At 69.7% G+C, this 21,052-nt stretch carries 18 protein-coding genes; 6 read left to right on the forward strand and 12 right to left on the reverse strand.

What is annotated here, in order from left to right; translation table 11 throughout:
* Positions 1-11: 11 nt before the first annotated feature.
* Positions 12-578 carry a YaeQ family protein gene (locus WMF29_RS44285; RefSeq protein ID WP_437326062.1) on the forward strand — a complete coding sequence of 189 codons (567 nt, stop codon included), beginning with the start codon at positions 12-14 and terminating at the stop codon, positions 576-578.
* Between the two features lie 94 nt (positions 579-672).
* Here WMF29_RS44285 and WMF29_RS44290 read toward each other — a convergent pair whose 3' ends face one another.
* From WMF29_RS44290 to WMF29_RS44310, 5 genes are all read right to left on the reverse strand, one after another.
* Positions 673-1,494 (reverse strand): phosphodiester glycosidase family protein, encoded by an 822-nt coding sequence (locus WMF29_RS44290; RefSeq protein ID WP_437326063.1) that lies wholly within the window; start codon positions 1,492-1,494, stop codon positions 673-675.
* 64 nt (positions 1,495-1,558) lie between these two features.
* Positions 1,559-2,122 carry a deaminase gene (locus WMF29_RS44295; protein WP_437326064.1) on the reverse strand — a complete coding sequence of 188 codons (564 nt, stop codon included), beginning with the start codon at positions 2,120-2,122 and terminating at the stop codon, positions 1,559-1,561.
* A 75-nt stretch (positions 2,123-2,197) separates the two neighbouring features.
* A complete protein-coding gene (locus WMF29_RS44300) occupies positions 2,198-3,937 on the reverse strand; it encodes a CotH kinase family protein (protein WP_437326065.1) in 1,740 nt (579 codons plus the stop codon).
* A gap of 262 nt (positions 3,938-4,199) precedes the next feature.
* On the reverse strand, positions 4,200-4,829 hold the full coding sequence (locus tag WMF29_RS44305) for a hypothetical protein (RefSeq protein WP_437326066.1): 630 nt from the start codon (positions 4,827-4,829) through the stop codon (positions 4,200-4,202).
* Positions 4,830-4,970: 141 nt separating this feature from the next.
* The gene (locus tag WMF29_RS44310; protein WP_437326067.1) at positions 4,971-5,558 is read right to left on the reverse strand and encodes a hypothetical protein; all 588 of its coding nucleotides are present in this window, start codon (positions 5,556-5,558) and stop codon (positions 4,971-4,973) included.
* A gap of 647 nt (positions 5,559-6,205) precedes the next feature.
* Here WMF29_RS44310 and WMF29_RS44315 point away from each other — a divergent pair.
* Entirely contained in the window at positions 6,206-7,792 is a 1,587-nt protein-coding gene (locus WMF29_RS44315) for a vWA domain-containing protein (RefSeq protein ID WP_437326068.1), read from the forward strand.
* Positions 7,793-7,902: 110 nt separating this feature from the next.
* Here WMF29_RS44315 and WMF29_RS44320 read toward each other — a convergent pair whose 3' ends face one another.
* From WMF29_RS44320 to WMF29_RS44335, 4 genes are all read right to left on the reverse strand, one after another.
* Positions 7,903-8,553: an NAD-dependent epimerase/dehydratase family protein gene (locus tag WMF29_RS44320; protein ID WP_437326069.1), complete on the reverse strand. Its 651-nt coding sequence runs from the start codon at positions 8,551-8,553 to the stop codon at positions 7,903-7,905.
* Positions 8,554-8,619: 66 nt separating this feature from the next.
* On the reverse strand, positions 8,620-9,702 hold the full coding sequence (locus tag WMF29_RS44325) for a hypothetical protein (RefSeq protein ID WP_437326070.1): 1,083 nt from the start codon (positions 9,700-9,702) through the stop codon (positions 8,620-8,622).
* A 330-nt stretch (positions 9,703-10,032) separates the two neighbouring features.
* On the reverse strand, positions 10,033-10,428 hold the full coding sequence (locus WMF29_RS44330) for a GFA family protein (protein WP_437331236.1): 396 nt from the start codon (positions 10,426-10,428) through the stop codon (positions 10,033-10,035).
* A gap of 168 nt (positions 10,429-10,596) precedes the next feature.
* The gene (locus WMF29_RS44335; protein ID WP_437326071.1) at positions 10,597-11,274 is read right to left on the reverse strand and encodes a hypothetical protein; all 678 of its coding nucleotides are present in this window, start codon (positions 11,272-11,274) and stop codon (positions 10,597-10,599) included.
* Between the two features lie 160 nt (positions 11,275-11,434).
* Here WMF29_RS44335 and WMF29_RS44340 point away from each other — a divergent pair, with 160 nt between their 5' ends.
* Positions 11,435-14,605: a hypothetical protein gene (locus WMF29_RS44340; protein WP_437326072.1), complete on the forward strand. Its 3,171-nt coding sequence runs from the start codon at positions 11,435-11,437 to the stop codon at positions 14,603-14,605.
* A gap of 212 nt (positions 14,606-14,817) precedes the next feature.
* A complete protein-coding gene (locus WMF29_RS44345; protein ID WP_437326073.1) occupies positions 14,818-15,345 on the forward strand; it encodes an RDD family protein in 528 nt (175 codons plus the stop codon).
* Between the two features lie 36 nt (positions 15,346-15,381).
* Here the strand turns inward: WMF29_RS44345 and WMF29_RS44350 are convergent, their stop codons facing one another.
* From WMF29_RS44350 to WMF29_RS44360, 3 genes are all read right to left on the reverse strand, one after another.
* Entirely contained in the window at positions 15,382-16,542 is a 1,161-nt protein-coding gene (locus tag WMF29_RS44350) for an epoxide hydrolase family protein (protein ID WP_437326074.1), read from the reverse strand.
* A gap of 120 nt (positions 16,543-16,662) precedes the next feature.
* Positions 16,663-17,352, reverse strand: coding sequence for a helix-turn-helix transcriptional regulator (locus WMF29_RS44355; protein ID WP_437326075.1), 690 nt, complete (start codon positions 17,350-17,352; stop codon positions 16,663-16,665).
* A gap of 87 nt (positions 17,353-17,439) precedes the next feature.
* Positions 17,440-19,005 (reverse strand): MYXO-CTERM sorting domain-containing protein, encoded by a 1,566-nt coding sequence (locus WMF29_RS44360; RefSeq protein WP_437326076.1) that lies wholly within the window; start codon positions 19,003-19,005, stop codon positions 17,440-17,442.
* Between the two features lie 483 nt (positions 19,006-19,488).
* Here WMF29_RS44360 and WMF29_RS44365 point away from each other — a divergent pair, with 483 nt between their 5' ends.
* Positions 19,489-20,169, forward strand: coding sequence for a hypothetical protein (locus tag WMF29_RS44365; protein ID WP_437326077.1), 681 nt, complete (start codon positions 19,489-19,491; stop codon positions 20,167-20,169).
* Positions 20,170-20,421: 252 nt separating this feature from the next.
* Positions 20,422-21,006, forward strand: coding sequence for a TetR/AcrR family transcriptional regulator (locus WMF29_RS44370; RefSeq protein WP_437326078.1), 585 nt, complete (start codon positions 20,422-20,424; stop codon positions 21,004-21,006).
* The last annotated feature ends 46 nt before the right edge of the window (positions 21,007-21,052 follow it).

Raw genomic sequence — 21,052 nt, forward strand, 5'->3', positions numbered from 1 at the left:
CGGGAGCATCGATGGCACTCCCCTCGACGCGAATGGACTTCCGCATCGACCTCTCGCACGTCGATCGCGGCCGGGAGGCGAGCGAGCGGGTGATCGTCGCCCGCCACCCGTCGGAGAGCGCCGAGCACGTCATGCTGCGGGTGCTCGCGTATTGCCTCTTTCACGAAGAGGGCCTCGCGTTCGGCCCAGGGCTCGCCGACGCCGAGGGGGCAGACCTCTGGACGCGCGATCCCGCGGGCCGCGTCCTCACCTGGATCGAGTGCGGCGCGGCGCCGTTCGAGAAGCTCAAGAGAGTCGTGCAGCACAACGCGGGCGTGGCCGTTCACGCGCTCTTCTCGGACGCGCGCCGGCGCGACGAGCTCGTGTCCGGCGCGCGTGAGGCCGCCTCGCGCGCGAGCAAGGTCACCGGCGCGATCTCGCTCTCCACCGTCGACCATCGCCTCGTCGCCGCGCTCGCGGAGAACACGGGGTTGCGGCGCCAATGGGCGGTCACGATCGTGGGCGATCACCTCTATATCGAGGCCGACGGCAGCACGCTCGACGGCGAGGTCGTCCGCTCGCGGCTCGAAGAGCCGTGATCGCGTCGCGACAAGAGGGCAGGTTCTAACCTCCGGCCGTCGCGCTGCAGAGGACGCGAGCGGTCCACTCCGGCCTCAGAACCGCATTCCCCTGTCAGGGATCCAGCCGCACCGCGATCGCGTGCCGGATCGGCCCCCGCGGCGCCATCTCGCGCGCGCCGCCGTCCTCGCGCCACGCCAGGCCGGTCGAGGGTCCGCCGTCCAGGTTGAGGGCCTGCTCGCATCCGCGCGCCACCAGCATGTCGGCGAGCAGCCCCAGCGTAGGCCCGCTCTGCGCCCGGTCCCCGCGCGCGACGATGGCCTCCATGCGCCGCCCCCTGTCGAGCACGCACAGCGCCGTCCGCTCCGCCCGCGGGCCGCCGTCGCTGCGCACGTTCCGGCGGCCGGAGAGCACCAGCCGGGGCAGCCCCTGGACCGCGAGGTGAGCGCCGGGCGAAAGGACGAACCCGGCGGCGTCGTGCAGGGCGGCGCGGCCGCCGGAGACCACCAGCACGCCGCCCCCGAGCGAGGGCGCGAGCGGCGCGAGCTCCCGGCCATCGACCACGACGAGCCCCTCGGGTCTCCTCTGTCGATCGAAAAAGCCACCGTTGATGACGAACGACGCGCGGGTGCGTTCGAGCACCCCCGCGACGTCGCGCGACATCTCGACGTCGACGACCTCGAAATGGGCGTTCGCGAGGCGGAACGCGATGACATGGACGCGGTAGTCCTCTCCCTCGACGGTCATCACCTCGGGCTGGACGGGGGCGCCGGCCGCCGGGCCCTCCGGGGGAGAAAGCGTCGCGGGAGCGGGCGGCGGGGGCTCCGGAGGAGCGGGCGCGCTCGGCGCGGGGCGCCGCGACGCGAGCGCAGCGGCGCCGAGGAGCGCGAGCGCCGCCATCGACAGAAGCGCCTTCGGGGAAGCGCGGAGCGTCACGAGCCTGCTCTACTCGATCCGCGAGCGCGCCCAGTACTTCGGCGAAGCCATCTCTGTGCGATCCTTAACGCTTTGCGAGCAGCGCCTCGATTCGGGACTGATCGACGCCGTAGATCTCCGCGAGCCGCGGGACGCGGTCCGATGCCGGAAAGGTCAGCGCGCGCCGCAGCGGCTCGTGAGGATGGTGATCGAGCACCCAACCCCCGAGCTGCCGGCGGATTTCCGCTTCGCATACGCCCTCGACGACCTCGACGCCCCCTTCGCGCAGGATGCGAACGCCTGCGCCGTCGACGCGCGGGTTCGGGTCGTTCATCCCGATCACGACGCGGGCCACGCCGCGCTCGATGATGGATCGCGAGCACGCCGGCGTGCGGCCGTGGAACGAGCAGGGCTCGAGGGTCGAAACCAGCGTCGCTCCGACCACGCTGAACCCGCGCGCGTGCGCCGCGCGTGCCGCGGCGATCTCCGCGTGATCTTCACCCGGCCCCAGGGTATGCCCGCTGCCGAGGAGCTCCCCGGCGGCGCTCACGATCGCGCAGCCGACCCAAGGGTTGTCGCCCGTTCCTCCGCGCGCCCGTTCGGCCTCCTCGATCGCGAGGCGCATCCATTTCTCGTGGTCGTTGCTCATCGAACGCAGGCATGACCCTACCTCATGCCGGCCGTGTACGCGATGAAAGCTCGGCCGTGCTCATGAAACGCACGTTCACCACGTCATGAGCTCGTCGCGAATCCAGCTCGCCCGCCTGCGGAGAAAGTCCTTGAGGAGGCTGATCTCGGCGTCGTAGGACCCATCGAGAGGCGGGGAATCCGGCCAGCGCGCGAAGTTTCTCTCCACGGCCGGAGCTCCCGCCTTGCGCACCAGGCCGTCCACCATGGCGTCGAGCTCGTCGGGCGCGAGCTCGCCCTCGAGCAGCGCCAAGAATCGCGCCTTGTACCGCGCCTTGAACGCTGGATCGCGGAACAGCGGCCCCCACCAGCCCTCCGTGAAGTAGTCGGTCCCGTCGGAGCCCTCGAGCTTCCACTCTTCCGGCTCGAACGCGCGTTCGTCGTAGGGCGTCCCGAGGCTCCGGTCGAAGTCCCACACGGGACCGGCCGAGAGCAGGCCCTGTCGATCCTTGAAGAAGTACGTGCTGATCCGCAGGGCATCGACGTTCTTCGTCAGGGCGCCGATGATGTTGTGATCGATGAAGGCGTCTTGATCGATGAAGCTCGAGTAGTGTTTGCCGCTGCTGGGCTGCTTGAAGTCATCCGCGTTGACGGCCTCACCGAAGTCGTCGACGTAACGGCGAATGTAGTCGAGCTGCGGCTTTCGCGCGCGTTCCAGCATCTCCTCCGGATCGGGGTACACGGACTGGAGTTCCAGGCCGCCGGCCTGGAATTGACTCTCGCCCTTGTCGACGCGCAAGATGAAGCCGCCCGTCACGTTCGGCTCCGTGAGGTCGCCGGCCGAGAGCTTGGCCACCGGGACGCGATCCTTACCGCGCTTGATCTTCTCGATCGCCGTGTAGAACCCGAGGAAGCTCTTCTTCGCCACGTCAGCCCCCGAGTCGACGAGAAACACCTCGACGAAGCTCGTACGCGGCGCGTACCGGCCGATGCGGTTGCTCATCTCGAAGGCGAGCGCGTTGCGGATCAGCGAGCGGTCGAAGCTCACCGGATCGCTCAGCACCCAGTCGGAGTCCGCCGGCATCCCCAGGAGCGCCCTGTCGAGATCCGTGTCCAGAGCGTCGTCGCGGAATTCGACGGAGTATTGCTTCTTCGGAAACTCGCGAGACGTCGCGCCGCGGACGTGGATGCCGATGCGGCCATCGAAGCTCGCGCGGCCCAGGAGCTTGGTTTGCCCGGCGCTGGGCTCGAGCAGCATGAATGTGGCCGGGACGAACTCGGTTCCGAGCGGGTCGAGCTCCTTCGACTCGAAGGTGTGGATCACGACGATCGGCAACTCCGAGCTGAACTCCGCGCTATCGGCGTCGACCTTGAAATACGCCTCGGTCGCGATCGGCCCGAGGAGGTCGGCCCCGTCGCTGCCGATGCCGCCGTTGCCGCCGTTGCCGCCGATGCCGCCGTTGCCGCCGTTGCCCCCCTCCCCGGAAGGCGCGGCGTGAGGGACGACGGCGAGGGCGCGCACCCGCGTGGACGTGGTGAGCACGAGCGGCTCGGCGTAGACAGGCGAGCTCGCGGTGGGCAGCGAGCCGTCGGTCGTGAAATGCACCACAGCGCGCTCGTCCTCGACCGTGAGCTCCACGGGCTCGGACGCCTGGAAGGTGCCTCCCTTCGGCGTGAACACGACGGACAACGACTTCGGGGCAGGCTCAGGCGCAGGCTCAGGCGCAGGCTCAGGCGTTTTCGCGTCATCGCGCGCCTCGCTGGAGCAGCCCCCGAGCGAGGCCAAGACGAACACCCCCGCGATGCGCAGCGCCACGAGCTTCGATAGGTCGAACATTCCCGCACAGTTTACTCGGGTCGCTCGTGAATTCGAACGAGCGCGTGATGGGTCTCGCGTCCTCTTCGAATCGAGCCGAGATCCAGGCCACTCCTGCGTGTCGGATGGCTCGCGATGAGTAGGCATGCTCGCGACATTGACGCCAATCGACGCCAATCGACGCCAATTGACGCCAATCGACGCCCGACCCCGCGCCACGCCTCGGCGTCCTGCGCCGGCGGGGGCTGAGCGGCGGGGCACGGAGGAGCCCCGGAGGTCCCGTCTAGGCGGGCTCGAACGCCTTGCTCGACGCGTACCCGCGCGCGGCGGACCGGATCTTCGCGATCTGCGCCGCGTCGAAGGAGACGGGCGCTCCGGTGCGCGCGTAGCTCATCACGTTGTCGTCGACGCCGCTGTGCCCGAGCCCGAAGAAGTGCCCGAGCTCGTGCGCGAGCACGGTGGGCCGCGCGTTCGCAGCGAGGATGACGAAGCGCCGCTCCGGCGTCGCCCGGTGCCGCCAGTGCACGCCCATCCGGAAGCGCCGCGGATCGTCGACGTCCCGCAGCGACGCGACCACCATCACGTTGATCCGGCGCGCCTCGATCGCCGAGGCGAGCGCGTCCCGGTCCTCGCGCGTCTCGATCCGCGAGAACCGCGGGGCGAGCGCGCGCGAGCCGACCTTGCGCAGGGCCACGCCGGCGGGCTCGAACAGCCGGACCGCCTCGGCGATCTGCGCGTCGATCCAGGCGTCGTCGCGCACCGGCTTGCCCGCCTCCTCCTCCGTCACCCCGATCGAGAGGGGAAACGCCGGGAAGGGCGCGGGCACGCGCCCCGCCGCGCGGGCCAGGCCCGGGGCGAGCGCGCCGGCGGAGAACAGGCCGGCTGCGGCGATCACGGCGCGGCGGGAGATCATGGATGAGGCCCTATACCATCACCGGCCGACGATCGCGAAAGCGCCGGTGAACCGCCGCCGGAGAGAAGGCATCATGGAAACATGGCGTCCGCACTGTGGTGCGCTGACGGCCGGCGCGCGCGTTGCCGCGGCGTCCCGCGCTCACGCGCGCGGGGCGAGCACCTGGAAGCGCCGTCCGCTGGATAACACGTACGGGTCCTCGCCGGTCGCGAGCACGTCGTGCTGCTGGCTCAGCTGATGACCTGGCTGGCAGCAGGCGAGCGTGTACGCGACGTTCCAGCGCAGCCGGGCGAGGACATCGTCGATGGGGACGTGGGCGTGCACGAACGTGACGAGCACGGGCATGTCGGGCAACGCGTTGAGCCGTTCGATGGCCGCGAAGACGTCGGCGCGTTGCCAGGCGAAGCGGCGGATGCCGAATCTGGTGCGCCAGGCCTCGACCAGCGGCTCGTTGAGCACCGGATCGACGCTGACGTTCTCAGCCTCCGTCTTCAGCGCGAACAACGCCCCGGTGCGGGCGTGGGCGCCGTCGCCGACGTGGATGACCCGGCACGGCGCGCCGGACATGAAGGGCCGCAGGTGCTCGAGCGCCGAATAGCTCTCGGTCATTTCTTTGGCGGGGCGCGTGGCTTTGGCGAAGAGCGGCCACAGGGCTTCGAACGACCCGCGACGCATCAGGCGATCCAGGTAGTCGCTGCTCGTCGGGCCAGCGTCCGTGTGCGGATTCACGGCGGTCGTTCTATCACCGGGCGCCGGAGCGCGTGGCCCAAAGCGCCAGCTCGACCGTTCGCCGTCGGCTCCGCGCCGAGAGCTCCAAAAATCCGACCTTTTCGTGCGATCGCTCCGCCGGCGCGCTGCCGCAGGCCACCATCGGCTCCAGCCTGCCATGGCCAGCGAGCGCCGGCGCGCGGGCGCTCTCCAGGATGAGCCGACGCTGATCTCGGTCTTGGACTTGGGGCCGCTGCTCGACGGGGCGTTGTTCGCAATGTCGCGCTACGTCGAGTGAGCCGTGCTCATGATACGCACGTTCGGGTTCGATGCTTTGCGATGCCCGAGATGCGAACGGAAGATGCGCGCGCTTTCCACGACGACGGACCCAAAAGGGCCTCCGGGCAACGCCTGTTTAGCGTCCGTGTGGGCCGAGCAATGCCAGCGTGCGCCATGCTGAGACGCGAACCTGACAACGCTGTCATGGTATTTGACGCCGGAGCGCAGATGGCCTCGGTTCGAGCTGTGTGGCCCGCGCGATCCGGCGCGATCGGACCAGCGGCGCTCGGGGGCGGCGCGGCGTCCGGATGGCATTGCGCGCGCGGCACCCATGTTGCTCGGCGGGCCGTCTCGAGCGCGATGCGGTCGCATCGCGGAGGAGGGTGCCAGTGCGAACCGTTCCCGCGTCCCTATCTCTCTGTCTTTACGCTGTATCGGCGGTCCTCCTTGGCGGCGCCGGGCTCGCCGCCTGCAGCCTGGACGCCGGCTACTCGGAGGATCTCGGTCCCGGCAGAGGTTCCTCCCCGGAGCCGCCCTTCGTCAACGGCGACGGGAGCGTCGGCAGCACCGGCGCCGGCACCGGCAGCACCGGCGCCGGCACCGGTGCGGGCGAGGTCGATGGAGCCCAGTCCGAGCCGCCCCTGGCGCCGTCCGACGAGGACGCCGGCGCGGCCCAGGCGTTCACCTGCGAGGGGCTCGACTCGAGCCAGCCCGTGGTCCTGTACCTGTCGGCCGACGACTCCAATTCGATGAGCTCGCCGGTGCACGTGCGCGAGCTGCTCCGCTCGGGCAGCGCGCCGGAGCCGCGGCAGGTGCGCACGTACGAGTTCCTCAATTACTACCGCATCGATTACGCGCCGCCGGACGAGGGCGAGCTCCGCGTCGAGCCCCAGATCGAGGCCGGTGACGAGGCGGGGACCTACGCCCTTCAGATCGGCGTTCGCTCCTACGATCCGCCGAGCCCGCGCCGCCCCATTGCGGTCACGTTCGTCCTCGACACCTCCGGATCGATGGAGGGTGAGCCGATGGCGCGCGAGAGGGCCACGGTGCGCGCCGTCGCCGCGAGCCTATCCGAGGGCGACGTCGTGAACATGGTCACCTGGAACACCCAGAATTCGGTGATCTTGAGCGGCCACGTGGTGGACGGCCCGGACGACCCGGCGCTGCTCGCGGCGGCCGACGCGCTCTCCGCCAGCGGCGGCACCGATCTCGAGAACGGCCTCCGGGTCGGGTATCAGCTCGCCCAGGAGCACTTCGAGGAAGGCCGGATCAACCGGGTGATCCTCGTCAGCGACGGCGGCGCCAACGTGGGAGTCACCTCCGAGGAGCTCATCGCGCTGCACGCCGAGGACGCCGACCAGGAGGCGATCTACCTCGTGGGCGTGGGGACGGGTCCGGCGTTCGGCTACAACGATGTGCTCATGGACGTCGTGACCGACAAGGGGCGCGGCGCCTATGTCTATCTCGATGACGTGGACGAGGCGTTCCACATGTTCCGGGATCGCTTCGCGGAGGTGATGGAGGTGGCCGCCCGCGGCGTCCAGGTGGAGCTCACCATGCCGTGGTACTTCAAGATGGAGAAGTTCTACGGCGAGGAGTACTCGACAAACGCCGAGGAGGTCGAGCCGCAGCACCTCGCGCCGGGCGACGCGATGATCTTCAGCCAGCTCGTGCGGGGGTGCGATCCGGGCGTGATCAACGACGAGGATACCCTCACCGTGCGCGCGCGCTGGCAGACGCCGCTCACCCATGAGCCGAAAGAGGCGAGCCGCGAGGCGACCCTCGCGGAGCTCGCCGCCGGGAGCAAGGAGCAGCTCGTCAAGGGCAAGGCCATCGTGGCCTACGCCGAGGCGCTCAAGGCGGGCACGAGCGAGGCGCTGCACGCCGCGCGCGAGCAGGTGATCGCGGCGAACCCGGGCGGCGATCCGGAGCTCGACGAGATCGCGGAGCTGATCCCGCTCCACCCGCTCTACTGAGAGGTATGCACGGGCTCTGAAGAGACAGAGAGCTTCAATCGCCAATGCGCCAAGAGAGGAGAGAATAGATTCTTCTCGCTCTACTCTGCCTCTCCCCCGGCGCCCGTGAGCTACGCCGAAGCGAGCGCCTTGATGTCGGCGACCTCGAGCACCTGCTTCGGCGCCCCGCTCGTCACGGAGCGCACCATCGCGCGCTCCACTTCTTCGAGCTTCAGGGCCGGGAGCACGAGCTTCATGAGCGGGACGAGCGGAAGCAGGAAGCGGTAGACTCGCTTCAGGTTCTTCTGTCCCGGCACCGGCGTCATCAAGCCCGGCCGGAAGTTGTAAACGCCGCGAAAGGGTAAGCGCATCAGCGCGTTCTCGGCCTTGCCCTTCACGCGCGCCCACATCACCCGGCCCTGCTCGCTCGAGTCGGTGTGCGCACCCGAAACGTGCGTGAGCACCATGCCGGGATTGAGGCGCGTGAGCGCCGTCGCGAAGGCGAGCACCGTATCGTGCGTGATCGCCGTATAGTCCGCTTCGCTCATGCCAACCGAGCTCACGCCGGCGCAGTAGAAGCACGCGTCGTAGCCCGAGAGCCGCGCTTCGAAGGCGCCGAGCTCGCGAAAGTCGGGGATCAAGCACTCCTCGAGCTTCGGGTGCGCGTGCCCCGACGGCCGGCGTGCCACCGACAGGACCCGCTCGACCGTGGGATCCCCGAGACAAGCGAGCATCACGCCTTCGCCGACCATGCCGGTCGTTCCGGTAACGATGACCTTCATGGCCGCCATGTTCGACCCGAATCGCCGACGGCGCAAACCATAGAACGAGCGAGCGTGCCCTTTCTTTCAACTGGACGGCGGCAGCCGGATCTCGATCCGATTCGTGTAGCTGCCGGCGGCGTGACCCACGCTGTCCCAGCCGCGCCCGACGCTCGTCCCGGCCAACGTGAGCGTGAGGTAGGCCGCGGACGAAGGGGCGTTCGAGGCGAGCCCGAACTCGAACGCGTTCTGCGGCAGGCCCCAGCCGGCGGTGGGCGAGAGCTCCGTCGAGAGCTGCCGTGACCAGTCGCGGAAGACGATCGTCGCGAGCTCGCGGGGTGGCGATTCTCCCTGCTCGACGAGCGCGACGCTCAGGGGTTCGCCGCGGGCGAGCCGGCCTTCGCCGAGCGTCGTGAACGGCCCCTTCTCGGCGTCGCTCGCCTGGACGACGCGAAACGTGCCGCCGGCGTCGAGGTACGCGAAGCGCGCGGGCGCGCCGAACGGATAGTCGAAGTGGATCACCTCGACCACGACCTCGGGGCAAGGCGAGAACCGCAAGCCGAGCCGGCGATGGCCGGTGATCGAGACGCGCGTGAAGGAGTTCAGGTGCGAGAACACGGGCACCTGAAGCGCGGTTCGTGCGTCGATGGCGGCAGATTGATCCGAAGTGGCCCTCACCCGCAGGCTCCCCTCGTCCGAGTAGCCCACCGCGAGCTCGCGATCGGCGCGCTCGAAACGACGGACGGGCGAGTCGCCGCGCCATTGCAGGGGCGCGAACACCGTCCAGAAACGGTCCGGCGAGCGCGAGATGAACTCGAGCCGCGGCTCGACGACGATGCCCACCGCGCCCGCCTGAAGCGAAACCTCACCCGAGTCCGGTATCACGCGAAGCCACGGGGCCACGTCGAACGAAGCGGGCCCAGCGAGTGATCGCGTCGAGCGATCGCCGCCGAGCTCGACTTCGGGCGCAGCAAACGGAGCTGTCGAAGGCTCCGGCGCCCGCTGCGCGGCCACGAACCCCGCACCGAGAACGACACCGGGCAGCGCAGCGAGCCAGGTCAGCCGCGGCGGCACCCCGAACCGCCACCACGCCATCGCGAGGCCCAGCGACAAGACCACCGCCAGACAACCCGCACCGAACGCGACCGTCCCGCCGCTCTCCGAGAACATGGTCCCTGCAGCGAGAGCAACCCCGAGCCACGCCGCCGGAAAGAGCAACAGCAACACACGCGCGCCCGTCGACCGTCGCGCGGCCAGAACACCGATGGCGATCACGCTCCCGACCGCGACCGCCGGCAGAGCGCGGTTCGCGAAGAAACGCGCGTGAAGGAGGGGAAAGCCGCCGGGAAGCAGCGCCCAAGCTGCGATCGCGGCGGCAGCATGCGCGAGCAACGCCAGCGACCAGAACACCCCGACGAGAGCCGCCGAGGTCGCTCTGGAGCGGCCAGCTGCTCCGCGATCAGGAGAACTTCGCTCTTTCAGAAGCCGCTGCTCCTTGGGTCATGCCATGTGCTCGATGCCAGGGGGCATGTTGACCCAAGAGTGCATGCGCTCCTCGTAGACCGAGAACGTTGGGGCTGGAAACTCAGGATCGGCGAATGCGCCAACGGGAATTGCCACGGACTCGGGATGACCTTCGAGGGTGTAGTAGACTGTGGCACCGCAGCGAGGACAGAATCTGAAAGTGCTTCTTGTGCCTTCGTCCCCGACGCGGACGTACTCGACGCTCTCGCCGACGATGGTGACTGCTTCGCTCGAGAAGCGAGCCTGAGCACCGAAGACGCTGCCGGTACGGCGCTGGCACGCTAGACAGTGGCACACGGAAACGCGAACAGGCTCGCGAGCAGTTCTCGCTTGTAATTGGCCGCAGCTGCAGGATGCGATACGAGGTGCCATGGGCAGTGAAGTGGTTTCCATTGCGCCGCCTAACTAACTATCTGTCGATTGGTCAACCGAAACCGCCGGGCCAGGTCCGTCTAGCTCGTCGCCTTTTGTAACGTCCCCCCACGGAAAGTCTCACGGATCGGCTCTGCACCGCAAGGCTCACAGGCGCCATCCGACGCGCTAGCGCGCCCCACGCGTGGCACCCACGCGCGCAATCGTGCCCATCCACCCGATCACCGAGAGCGCCGCGAGCTTCTGAAGCACTGGCAGAAAGATGTGGCAGCCCGGCACCGCAATCGCATACACGTAGTACGCGGCGTCCGCGCTGCCGAGCGCGAGCGAAAGCGCACCGAGCCACGCCGAGAAGCGCAACGGTGACGAGCGGCCTTCGCCCGCGTTGCCCTGTGCAAACGCGCCGGTCACGCCGAAGAGCGTCGCCAGCAGCCCGGGGATCGTCGCGGCGAACACCGACACTGCGTGGAGCCGCGGTGAGACCACGGATGGCAGCCACGCGATCAGGTTCGTGCCGGCGGCGGAGAGCAGTCCGAACACGCGAACCATGCCGCCGAGCCGGCCGCCGAGCAGGGCGCCGTGAACCCACCAGAACGGGACGAGCGCGAGGGAAAAGCAGACGAACGAGGCCTGCGCGAGCGAGCGCGCGCGCGCGTTGTCCACCCCGCGCTGGGTCACGGGCTGCGTGAGGTCGCAGAAGAAGTTGCCCCAGAATTCGTAGCCGGGCGCGTTCGCGTCGCAGAAGGTGCCGCCCGGATACGCCGCTGCGGCGAGCGCGGTGAGGACGAGGAACGAGGAGACCCCGACGAGGATCAGAGCGGGTGCGACGCGGGCAGGCTGCCCCACGCGCTCGAGAATAGCACGAGGGCCGAGGCGTTCCGGGCCATGCTCGAAGCTCGGTACGCCGCTGCCCCGGGCTACGCCGCCTGCCCCTGCTAGCATCGGCGGGAGCCGCGACGCCCCACACGTCGTCGTCGGCGGCGTCGCGTTCGTCTAGACTCGGAGGATGCTGGAGCCGCTGTCGGAGGTCCGTCGACTCGGAAGCCTGAGCTTCGCGAAGCGAGGGCGGGCGCTTGCCCTGCTCGCCCGCGGCTGGGATCAGGCCACGGGCGATTCAGTCATGGCTGCGCTGGACGGGGGCGACGGCGACGAGCGGCGGCTGGCGCTGGACCTGGCGACCTATCGTCGGGACGTGGCGCGCATCGAGAGGGCGCTGCGCGACCCCATGATGCGTCGGGCCGCGCTCTCCTCGGCGCGCCGAGTGCCCGTGTCCGACGAGGCGTTGCTCCACGTGCTGCGCGAGGGGAATCGCCGCGAGGCACGCGGGGTGGTCATGATCATGCAGAGGCACCGTCTCGTCGCCCAGGCGACGGCGGTCATCCCGCTGGTCATCGCCAGGCATGGTGTGGGGCTCGCGACACGCCTCTTCGCGACATGCGATCTCGACACGCTGGAACATCACGCGGCCGAGCACGAGGCCGCGTGGCGCGAGCTGGTGACGCGCGCGCCGGAGCGGGGCCTTCGGGTGGCCCTGGCGACGAGGCGTAAGATCACGGCGGACGAGGCCACGCTGTTCTGCACCCGATATCCGAGGGAGGCCCTGGCGCTGCTCGTGCGGCGGGATGCCTTGGATGGGCGGGCGATCCACGCCTTGGTGATGGCTTGCCCGGCCGAGCTGCTCGAGGTCTTGCGCCGGAACGACTGGACCGTCTCTCTCGCCAACTTTCCGCTTCCCTCCGGATCGCTGCCGCTCTCGACGCTGCCGGCCGAGGATGTGCTGGAGCTCCGGAACCGGTGCAAGCCCCTCGACGCCTCCGCCGATCCGCTCTTCCGCTTCCTGCCCCTGACCGAGCGCGAGCGTCTTCTTGGCGCCGAGCTGGAACAGGCCGCGACGGCGGCATGGTCGCCCCGTCGTGGCATGGACGCGCGGCTGGCCACGATGCCACCGGCGAGCGTCGCGCGGCTCACGGCGGCGGCCCTGAGTCCTCCCGTCGATCCGGACACGCGGCGCAAGCGGCTTCAGGCCATCGAAAAGCACCTCGACCTCGCCCAGCTGCGATCCGAGCACGAGGCGCTGGGCGCGGCCAGGGACCGGGGCGAGCGCGCGGCGCGCATGGTTGCGCTGGTGCGTTCGCTCCGCCGCGGCGCCGACCCGGCGACCTGCGCGTCCGTTCTCGCCGAGGTGGAGCCGGCATGGCATGGCTCCAGCCGCCACCTGGTCATGGCCGAGCTGGCCCAGCTGTCCGATCGTCAGGTCTCGGAGATCCCCGTGCAGACCTATCGGGACGCCCTGCTCACAACAGTGCAGTCGCGCGAGTCGAACACAACCACCCTGGCACAGGCCGAGCGGGCCGTGCACAAGGCCATCGGCGCCGCGATCCTCCGGGACGACATCCCGCGCGCGGCGCAGCTGCTCGGGCTCCTGGTTCAAATTCGCCTGGATCCCCGGGTGCGCTGGCGCGCCGACAAGGCGCCGGCGCCTGGTCACAAGCCGCCGTCCATGGAGTATCTGCCCAGCCCGCTGCGCATCGCCGAAGGTCTCGCCGCCCAGCTCCATGCGGCCTACGAGGGCGTGCGCCTCGACGGCACCACACCCATGCTGGGACCGGTGGCGGTCGGCCGCTACGAGCCCGAGGCGGAGCGGCTCATCCTGGACCTGCTCCTCGGAAGAACACCGAAGGCGCCGCGGCCTCCGCGCAAGCCCGTCACCTGCGGCGGGCCGCTGGACGAGGTGATGGGATACGTCCCGGAGATCAGCTTGAAGGAGACTGCCCTGGTCGACGAGCTGCTGGATCGGGACGACACCACCGATCCCCACAAGACCGATCTGGTGGCGGCGATCTCACGATCGGCCCCCGGGCGGTGGACGCCCTCCCAGCGCAGGCGCTTCACGCAGCATCTCCTGCGGGTGGCACGGGACGCCAGCCTCGATCTCTCGAGGCGCGTCAAGGCCATCGGCCGCGTCGAGGACGCGCCGCTGCTGCTCGAGCTGCTGCCGGGAGCGGCCGGGCCGGTCGCCGCCGCGATCCTGGCGCGCTGCGCCCGGATCGCTCCGCCGACCACCGAGCTCCGGCGGCTGTTCCTGGAGCGCGCGCGAAGATCCGGCGTTGTGGGGCGCGCGGCGATGAGCGCCCTCAACGTGCTGTCCGAGCGCATGCCCGGTCCGTTCGATCTGGCGCCGTACCGTGCGCTGCTGCTGTCGAAGGACTGCGCGGTGGTCAACCGCAAGAACGCCGCCAACAGGGTCTCAGCCTCTGCGACCGTGGAGGCCCGCGACCTCCTGATGGAAGCGTGGCGGTCCGAGGACCTGCACCCCAGCATCCGGCCGGACATCCTGGCGGGGTTGCTGCGCTTCGTCGACCAGGCCGACGTCCGACAGGTGCTCATCGACGGCATCACGACGCTGCCGGATACGTGGCCGCTGCTCAACCCCGGGTCGAGGCTCCTGTTCCCGAACGAGTCGCAGACGCGACCCGCGGTGGCCCGCGGCTTCGTGGCCTTGGCCGAGGTGCTGGTCGAATCCGGCGACGAGCGTGTCGCTTCCACGGCAGCGGGCGTCTGCATCGCCCAGCATGACCTGTGCTCGGAAGGGCTTGGTCTGGCTACCAGGCTCCTCGCCGAGGCGCGCACCTCCGGCCGCGTCCTGGTCCAGACCGTCGAGTCATTGAGCCGCCTCCCTGACGACGCCGGATTACCCTGCTGGCAGGCGGCGCTGGCCCGGCTCGTCGCAGCAGCGAGCGGCGGTCAAACCTGGGCACTGGCTCGACTGGCGCGGCTCGCGCCCAGGCCACGGGCGTTCCGGATCGCGCTCGGGCTGGCTCAGAAGGCTGCAGGCCTGCGCCTCACGGCCGCCGCCTCGCTGAAGGAGATCCTCGACGTCGATCTCGTCGAGGTCAGGTTCGCCACGGAGCTATGGTCGGAGTATCTCGCCCTGGTAGACGAACAGCCTGCGCGTCGGATCCCCTCCACAGGCAAGCTGAAGGATCCCGGGCTCGCCGCCTCCCTCGTCGATTGGCTCATCCAGCATGGCGGACTGGGGGCCGCGCTGTCGGCTGCCGAGCTGTCGCTGCAGGTCGAGAAGCAACTCCGAGACAGCCCCGCGTGGCGCGCTCGGCTGGACGCCATCCGCGCAATGCACACCGACGCCGCCGAGCGGTTGCTGCTGGCGGACACCTAGCTTCGTCGCCCGTGTCGCGCTCTGCTCCTGCGCCAACCGGACAGCCCTCGCGGCGGGGCGCGGGGGAACATGGCGGACGAGGCGGCGCCCGCACCTTCGACGCAGAGAGGTGGCCGTCGCCCTCGATGGTCGACCAGCAGCGGCGGCAGGGCACCATCGTCGGAACCGTGGTCGCCAATTGACGCGCGGCTGCGGTCGGCGTTGCATGAGCCATGGCCCAATTCGCTCCCAACCCGTATCAACCGCCGACCTCGATCGAGCCGATGGCTGACTCGGAGCGAGCCCGCGATGGCAGCGCGTCGCGCATGTCGCGCTTCTGGGCGGCGATGATCGACGGGGTTCTGGCGATCATCATCTTCGTCCCGCTGCAGTATTTCGCCGGTGTCTATCGCGACTTTCCGAAGATCTCCGAGCCGCCGTTTTGGCAATCGTTGTTGTGGGCGCTGGCGGGGTTAGCGATCACCCTGGTGCTGCACGGCACGTTCCTCGCCCGCAGCGCGCAGACCATCGGCAAGAAGGCGCTGGGCATACAGATCGTCAACGCCAGCGACGGCAAGCCCGCGGCCTTCGGCACGATCGCCTTGCGACGGCTCCTGCCGATGTCGTTGGTGGCTCTGATCCCGTACGTGGGCGGCGTCCTCAGCATCGTCAACCCGTTGTTCATCTTTCGCAAGGATCGGCGCTGCGTGCATGATCACATCGCGGGCACACGCGTCGTGAAGCTGGACCGAAGCAAGTAGGCCCGAGCGGCATACGAGCGAGCGGCGTGGAAGGTCCTAGGACAGCGAACCGAAGAACTCCCGCAGATCGCCGGCCAGCGCCATGGGCGCCTCCGTCGCCAGGAAATGCCCGCCGCTCGCCAGCTCGGTCCAGCGCACGATGTGGTGGTCGCGCTCGGCCAGCCGGCGCACCGCCACGTCCTGCGTCAGCGACACGGCCACGGCCATGGGCACGGTGCCGCGCGGCTTGGGCGCCCAGGCGGACGGGTCGTTGAAGGCTTCATAGTACAGGTTGGCCGAGGGGCCGCTGGTGCCGGTGAACCAGTACAGGCTCACGTTGTCCAGCAGCGCGTCCAGGCCCACCGCGTCCTCCGGCAGAGCGGCCGCGGGATCGGTCCATTCCTTGAACTTCTCGACGATCCAGGCCAGCTGGCCCACCGGCGAATCATGCAGCCCGTAGCTGAGCGTCTGCGGCCGCGTGCCCTGGATGTGCGCGAAGCCCATCATCCGGTCGCGGAAGTTCTGCAGTCGCTCCAGGCGCTGCTGCTCCGAGGCCGTCAGGCCCTCCAACTCGGCGGGGTCGCCGGATGGAAACGTCACCAGCGCATTGCAGTGCACGCCTCTGACATGCTCGCTGTCGAGGCGGCCCAGCTCCACCGCGATGAACGCGCCCACGTCGCCGCCTTGCACGCCGTAGCGTGTGTAGCCCAGGCGCTGCATCAGCGCCGCCAGCGCACGGGCACAGCGGCCGTGGTTCCAGCCGGCGTCGGCCAGCGGCATCGAGAACCCGTGACCCGGGATCGACGGGATCACCAGGTGGAACGCCTGCGAGGGGTCGCCGCCGTGGCGGCGCGGGTCGGACAGCGCGTCCACCACGCGATCGAACTCGGCAAAGCTGCCGGGCCAGCCGTGCAGCAAGAGCAGGGGCTGCGCGTCCGGCTCGGGCGAGCGCACGTGCACGAAGTGGATCGTCTGGCCATCGATCCGGGTGGTGAACTGCGGGCGGCTGTTCAGGTGGGCCTCGCAGCGTCGCCAGTCGTAGTGGTGCAGCCAGTGCGCGGCCAGCCGCTGCAGGTAGGCCACCGGCACGCCCCTCACCCAGTCGCCGCCCGGCAGCTGCGCCGGCCAGCGCGTGCGCGCCAGGCGTTCGCGCAGGTCGTCGATGTCGGCTTGCGGAATGTCGATGCGGAAGGGGTGGATCTCGGAGTCGCGGTGCATGGGAGTCCTCGGGTTGGTCGAGCTCGCCGGTGCGAGCCGGCGATGGCACCGTATCCACCGGGGTGGGCCCCGTATTGGAAGAAAACGACAGACTCGGGACTCGCCGGACCGTCTGGGCCCTCAGCGCCCAGCCCTGGGCCGGGCCGCAGCCCGCACGACTTCGCCGGGCGTCCTGCCCATGATCCGCTTCAGCGAATTGCCCAGGTGCGCCTGGTCGGCGTAGCCGCAGGCGGCAGCCACGTCGGCCGGCGCATTGCCATGCATCAGCTGCTGCAGCGCCGCCTGCGCACGGTGGATCTGCGACAGCTGCTTGGCCGTGAGACCGGTGGCGCTCAGGAAACGGCGCTGCACCGAGCGCAGGCTGGTGCCGGCTCGATCGCCTTGCAGCACGCGGAACACCACCGGGTCCGCCACCAGCAGGCCGGCCCCGATGAGGCGCGCCACCAGATCGTCGGCGTTCTCGAAGTCGGGCACCTCGAAGGCTCGCGGCCCCAGCAGGAACGAGCGCGGGTTCGCCAGCGGGCGCAGCACGCCCTGGTCCAGCATGCCCATCGCCGGCACCCCCGGCATGAACACGCCTGGCCGGAAGGCGATGCTCAGGTACTCGTCGCCGGTCTCGTAGCCCAGCGCTACCGGGTGCGTGATCAGACCGGTATGCAGCACCTGCAGCCGGCCACGGCGCTTCATGAACACAAGGTCCCAGCAGCCGTCGGGCAGGGACTGGTCCTGCGTGTCGTCGCCATAGGCGACGTGCGTGATCCGCTGCACCAGCGCATGGTCGCTGCCGCGGATGGAGCGCGTGGTCCTCATGGGCAGCTTCCCTTCGTCATGCTGCGCAGTATGGCCGACCCTGCGGTCCACCGCGAGCCCGGGTGGATCGCAGTCGCCCCTCTCCACCTACCTGGCGTCGCTCAGCGGTGAGGAGGCCTGTCGTCGCCGGAGGGCGAGCGCGGCGAGGACCGCCGCCAGGAGGCCAAGGGTGTGATTCCCGCCGACGCCCGCGGCGCGGCAGCCGCAGCCCTCGCCGTCACTGGAGGTGTCGCCACCCCCGCCGGCCGCGCCGGTGCCGCTGCCTGCGCCCGTGCCGTCTGCGCCGCCCGCCTCGCCCCCGCCCGCGGAGCCGGCGCCGCTGCCCGTCCCACCCGCAGATCCGGTGCCGCCGCCCATCCCGCCCGAGCCGGTGGTGCCGCCGCCCGCGCCCCCTTCGCCGGAGGGCCCCGGCGGCGGCACCGTCGCGCAGTCGCCGAGCGAATGTTCGAGCGCGCCGAGCGTGAAGCTCCCGCTGCCCGGCCGCCCGCGCGCGCAGTAGTCGTCGGTCACCGCGGCCTCGGCGGGCGCTTTGCCGACGAGCGGCGCAACATCCCCTTTGAGGTGCAGGTCGCCGAGACCTGGATCTTCGTACCACGTCTGGAACGTCGCGAGTCCTACCTCGGCCAGATTGTCACTCTCCTCATGCGTGCCCCCGTCGCGGTCGCGGATCTTGCCCGTGAGGACGTTGCCGCGCGCGACGCCGCTCGTCGTCGCGAAGCGGAAGTCGATCCCGCTCGTCGCGATCAGCGTATTGAAATGAAGCCGCGTGTCCGTCGCGCGGTTCAAATAGACCCCGACGTCCGAGCAGCTCGCGATGATGTTGTTCCGCATCGTCCCGCCTGTGTGCTCGACCTCGCAGGGCACGTCGGGATCGTAGGCCGGCGCGCAGTACTGCGCCCCCGTGCCGCCGCCGCCGAACGACAGCCCGATGCGCGCCCCGTCCGGCGAGCCGGCGGTGGTGCAGACGACGAGGTTGCGCTCGAAGACCCCGTCCGAGCCGCCGCTCTTCATGAACGCGCCGTAGCTGACGGTGTCGCCGCCGTCTTTCTGGAAGTCGTGCAGGTAGCTGTCGCGCACGGTCCAGCGCTTGCCGCCGTCGATGTTGATCTTGGTGACGGGATTGCCGGTCCTGCGCGGGTGGGTGTCGAACAGCTCCGAACGCTCGATCAGCCCGTCGTCGGGGGCCGTCCAGACGCCGCCCACCTGCGCGGCGTTGATCTTGAGCTGGGCGTTGAAGTCCCGCACCCTCGAGCGGCGGAGGGTGAAGCGGCTGGCAGCGCCGAACACGTGGAAGGCATGCTCGCAGTCCGAGTCGTCGGCGCAGACGCCGCGGATATCGAGGTCTTCGAAGTGCCAGTTCGGTCCGCTGACCTTGAAGCCTTCGACGCCCGACAGCTCGAGGATCGCGCCGAGCGGCTCGGCGGCGCGCACGACGATCGGCGCGGCCTCGGTGCCTGCGGCCGCGCAGGAGACGCCGTCGAAGGCGTAGGTGCCCGAGGCGAGGACGATCTCGTCGCCCGCCTTGGCCGCGCCGATCGCGGCGACGAGCTCGTCGGTCGTGCCGACCGGCACGACGGCCGCCGCGGCGGGGGCGGCGAGGAGGAGGGAGGTGAGCAGGGCGAGCGGAGCGACGGGCGCGCGGCGTAGGGACATGGCTGCCAGAATGCGCGGGCGCGCTCGCCCGTCAAGACGGCGCGTGCAACGTGTGGCGGCCGTGCGCGACCTTCTCCCCGTACGGGCTCATCCAGGCCACGATGAAGCGCGGTGGATTATCGGTCTGACGTGCTGTGCGTCGCGGCCGGGTGAGCCGGGCGCGAGCACGCCTGTCGTGACCGAGCGCGGAGCGCGTGCGCCTCGTGGCGGCCCGGGCTGCTGACCTGGACATTCACGTTCATTCGTAGGAGAGCAATGATGTCCTCCGTCCGGAGAGGCCTTGCTCGATGACGGGGACACAGGGGGGATATCGGTGTCCGTTCTGTCTCCCTGTCTTCGTCTTCGCGTGACAGGCTTGCTCGATTGCACATGGTCACGCTGTGGGTATCGTTGTCGCCGGGAGACATTTCTTTATTTGATGTTTCAAGCGTATCCACGTCGAGGGCAGAGCATGGCTCCGTCCCTCGTGAGAAGGAGAGCGCCATGAAGAGCAGCGCGAGGAGCCTCGTCGCGATGATCGTGCTCGGCTTCGGGGTCATGGCTCCGACCGGAACGGGGCCCGCCGGCCCCAGGCCTTACCGCGATCTGAGCATCGCGTGGTGGCAATGGGCAACGTCGATACCGAGCCCCGTAAACCCTCTGGAAGACACGACTGGGGAAGATTGCATGGTCGGTCAGCGGGGCGACGTCTGGTTTCTAGCGGGCACGGTCTTTGGAGGAACGGTGACCCGAAGCTGCACCGTGCCCGAGGACAGAAAGATCTTCTTTCCGATCGTGAACATCCTGGGCTGGAACAGCCCGAACGTGTGCGGGCAGGGCGCGGCGAACCTGAGCGCCCAGGAGCTGTTCGAGGGGATACATCCGTTCATCGAAAGCATAACCGACGCGTACGCCACGGTCGATGGCGCGAAGGTCAGGCATCCGCGCCACGTCCGGTCCGATGCCTTCGCGATCACGGTGCCCGAAGACAACCTGTTCGACGCGCCATGCGGCGAGGATGTGCCGGCAGGGATCTATTCGCCCAGCGTCGACGAGGGGATCTACGTGCTGCTCCCGCCGCTTTCGCCAGGCAGGCACACGATCTTTATCCATGCCGAGAATTCGAGCGGGTTCGAGCTCAATGTGACGTACAACCTCACCGTCGAGCCGGTGTTGCTGGAATAGAGCACCTCGGTTCTGGGCGCGAAAGGCCGACCGGGGTTCCTCGGACCTTCGTGCGGAGCAGCGTGGCCGGAGCATCGAGCTGGCCGTTGTCGTCGTTTGTCGTCCTGCATGTCGAGCCTCCCGCCTCGGGTGCGCGCCTCGGCGGAGGCGTCCGCCTCGTACACGGTCGCCCGGATCCCGTGGACGTGGGCGACGGGCCCGGGCGCTCTTTTTTTTCTGGACCTGGCAGTCCAGAACGTTCATGCTCTCTCCGTGGCCCGTCCCAAGGAGTTCGATCGCGACGAGGTGCTCCGGCGCGCCATCCCGGTCTTCTGGGAGAAGGGCTTCGCCGGCACCTCGACCGAGGATCTCGTGCGTGCCATGGGGATCGGCCGACAGAGCCTCTACGACACGTTCGGCGACAAGCGACGCCTCTTCCTGGAGGCGCTCCGCGCCTACAACGCCGACAGCATCGCCTCGGTGATCAAGGCGCTCCGGGCCGGACCGACCGCGCTCGCGGCGCTCGAGCGCGTCCTCGTCGACCTCGCCGAGGAGCACGGCGCGGCGCGCTCCCTCGGCTGCATGGGCGTGAACGCCGTCTGCGAGCTCGCCCGCGACGACGACGAGGTGCGCGCGCTCACCGCGACCAGCGCCGCGCTGCTCGAGACCGTGCTGAAGGACGTCATCGACGACGGCAAGGCGGAGGGCGACATCGGCAGCGCGATCGACAGCCTCGAGGCCGCTCGCTTCCTCGCAGCCACGCTCAGCGGGATGAAGGTGCAGGCCAAGGCGGGCGCGTCGACCGAAGCCCTCCGCGACGTCGCGGCCTTCGCGGTCCAGAGCCTGCGCCCGCGCTGATCGCGCGGCGCTCCGCCCCGGACCGTGCCCTCGCCGCGCGCTATTT

The sequence above is a fragment of the Sorangium sp. So ce381 genome (assembly GCF_051473845.1).
GTDB lineage: Bacteria > Myxococcota_A > Polyangia > Polyangiales > Polyangiaceae > Sorangium > Sorangium atrum.

Bases quoted from the DNA above. Each gene is read 5' to 3' on its own strand.
- WMF29_RS44355 (WP_437326075.1), bottom strand. From the start codon at position 17,352: ATGAGGACCACGCGCTCCATCCGCGGCAGCGACCATGCGCTGGTGCAG.
- WMF29_RS44305 (WP_437326066.1), bottom strand. From the start codon at position 4,829: ATGATCTCCCGCCGCGCCGTGATCGCCGCAGCCGGCCTGTTCTCCGCC.
- WMF29_RS44345 (WP_437326073.1), top strand. From the start codon at position 14,818: ATGGCCCAATTCGCTCCCAACCCGTATCAACCGCCGACCTCGATCGAG.
- WMF29_RS44325 (WP_437326070.1), bottom strand. From the start codon at position 9,702: ATGTTCTCGGAGAGCGGCGGGACGGTCGCGTTCGGTGCGGGTTGTCTG.
- WMF29_RS44300 (WP_437326065.1), bottom strand. From the start codon at position 3,937: ATGTTCGACCTATCGAAGCTCGTGGCGCTGCGCATCGCGGGGGTGTTC.
- WMF29_RS44360 (WP_437326076.1), bottom strand. From the start codon at position 19,005: ATGTCCCTACGCCGCGCGCCCGTCGCTCCGCTCGCCCTGCTCACCTCC.
- WMF29_RS44320 (WP_437326069.1), bottom strand. From the start codon at position 8,553: ATGAAGGTCATCGTTACCGGAACGACCGGCATGGTCGGCGAAGGCGTG.
- WMF29_RS44295 (WP_437326064.1), bottom strand. From the start codon at position 2,122: ATGAGCAACGACCACGAGAAATGGATGCGCCTCGCGATCGAGGAGGCC.
- WMF29_RS44330 (WP_437331236.1), bottom strand. From the start codon at position 10,428: ATGGCACCTCGTATCGCATCCTGCAGCTGCGGCCAATTACAAGCGAGA.
- WMF29_RS44365 (WP_437326077.1), top strand. From the start codon at position 19,489: ATGAAGAGCAGCGCGAGGAGCCTCGTCGCGATGATCGTGCTCGGCTTC.
- WMF29_RS44285 (WP_437326062.1), top strand. From the start codon at position 12: ATGGCACTCCCCTCGACGCGAATGGACTTCCGCATCGACCTCTCGCAC.
- WMF29_RS44340 (WP_437326072.1), top strand. From the start codon at position 11,435: ATGCTGGAGCCGCTGTCGGAGGTCCGTCGACTCGGAAGCCTGAGCTTC.
- WMF29_RS44350 (WP_437326074.1), bottom strand. From the start codon at position 16,542: ATGCACCGCGACTCCGAGATCCACCCCTTCCGCATCGACATTCCGCAA.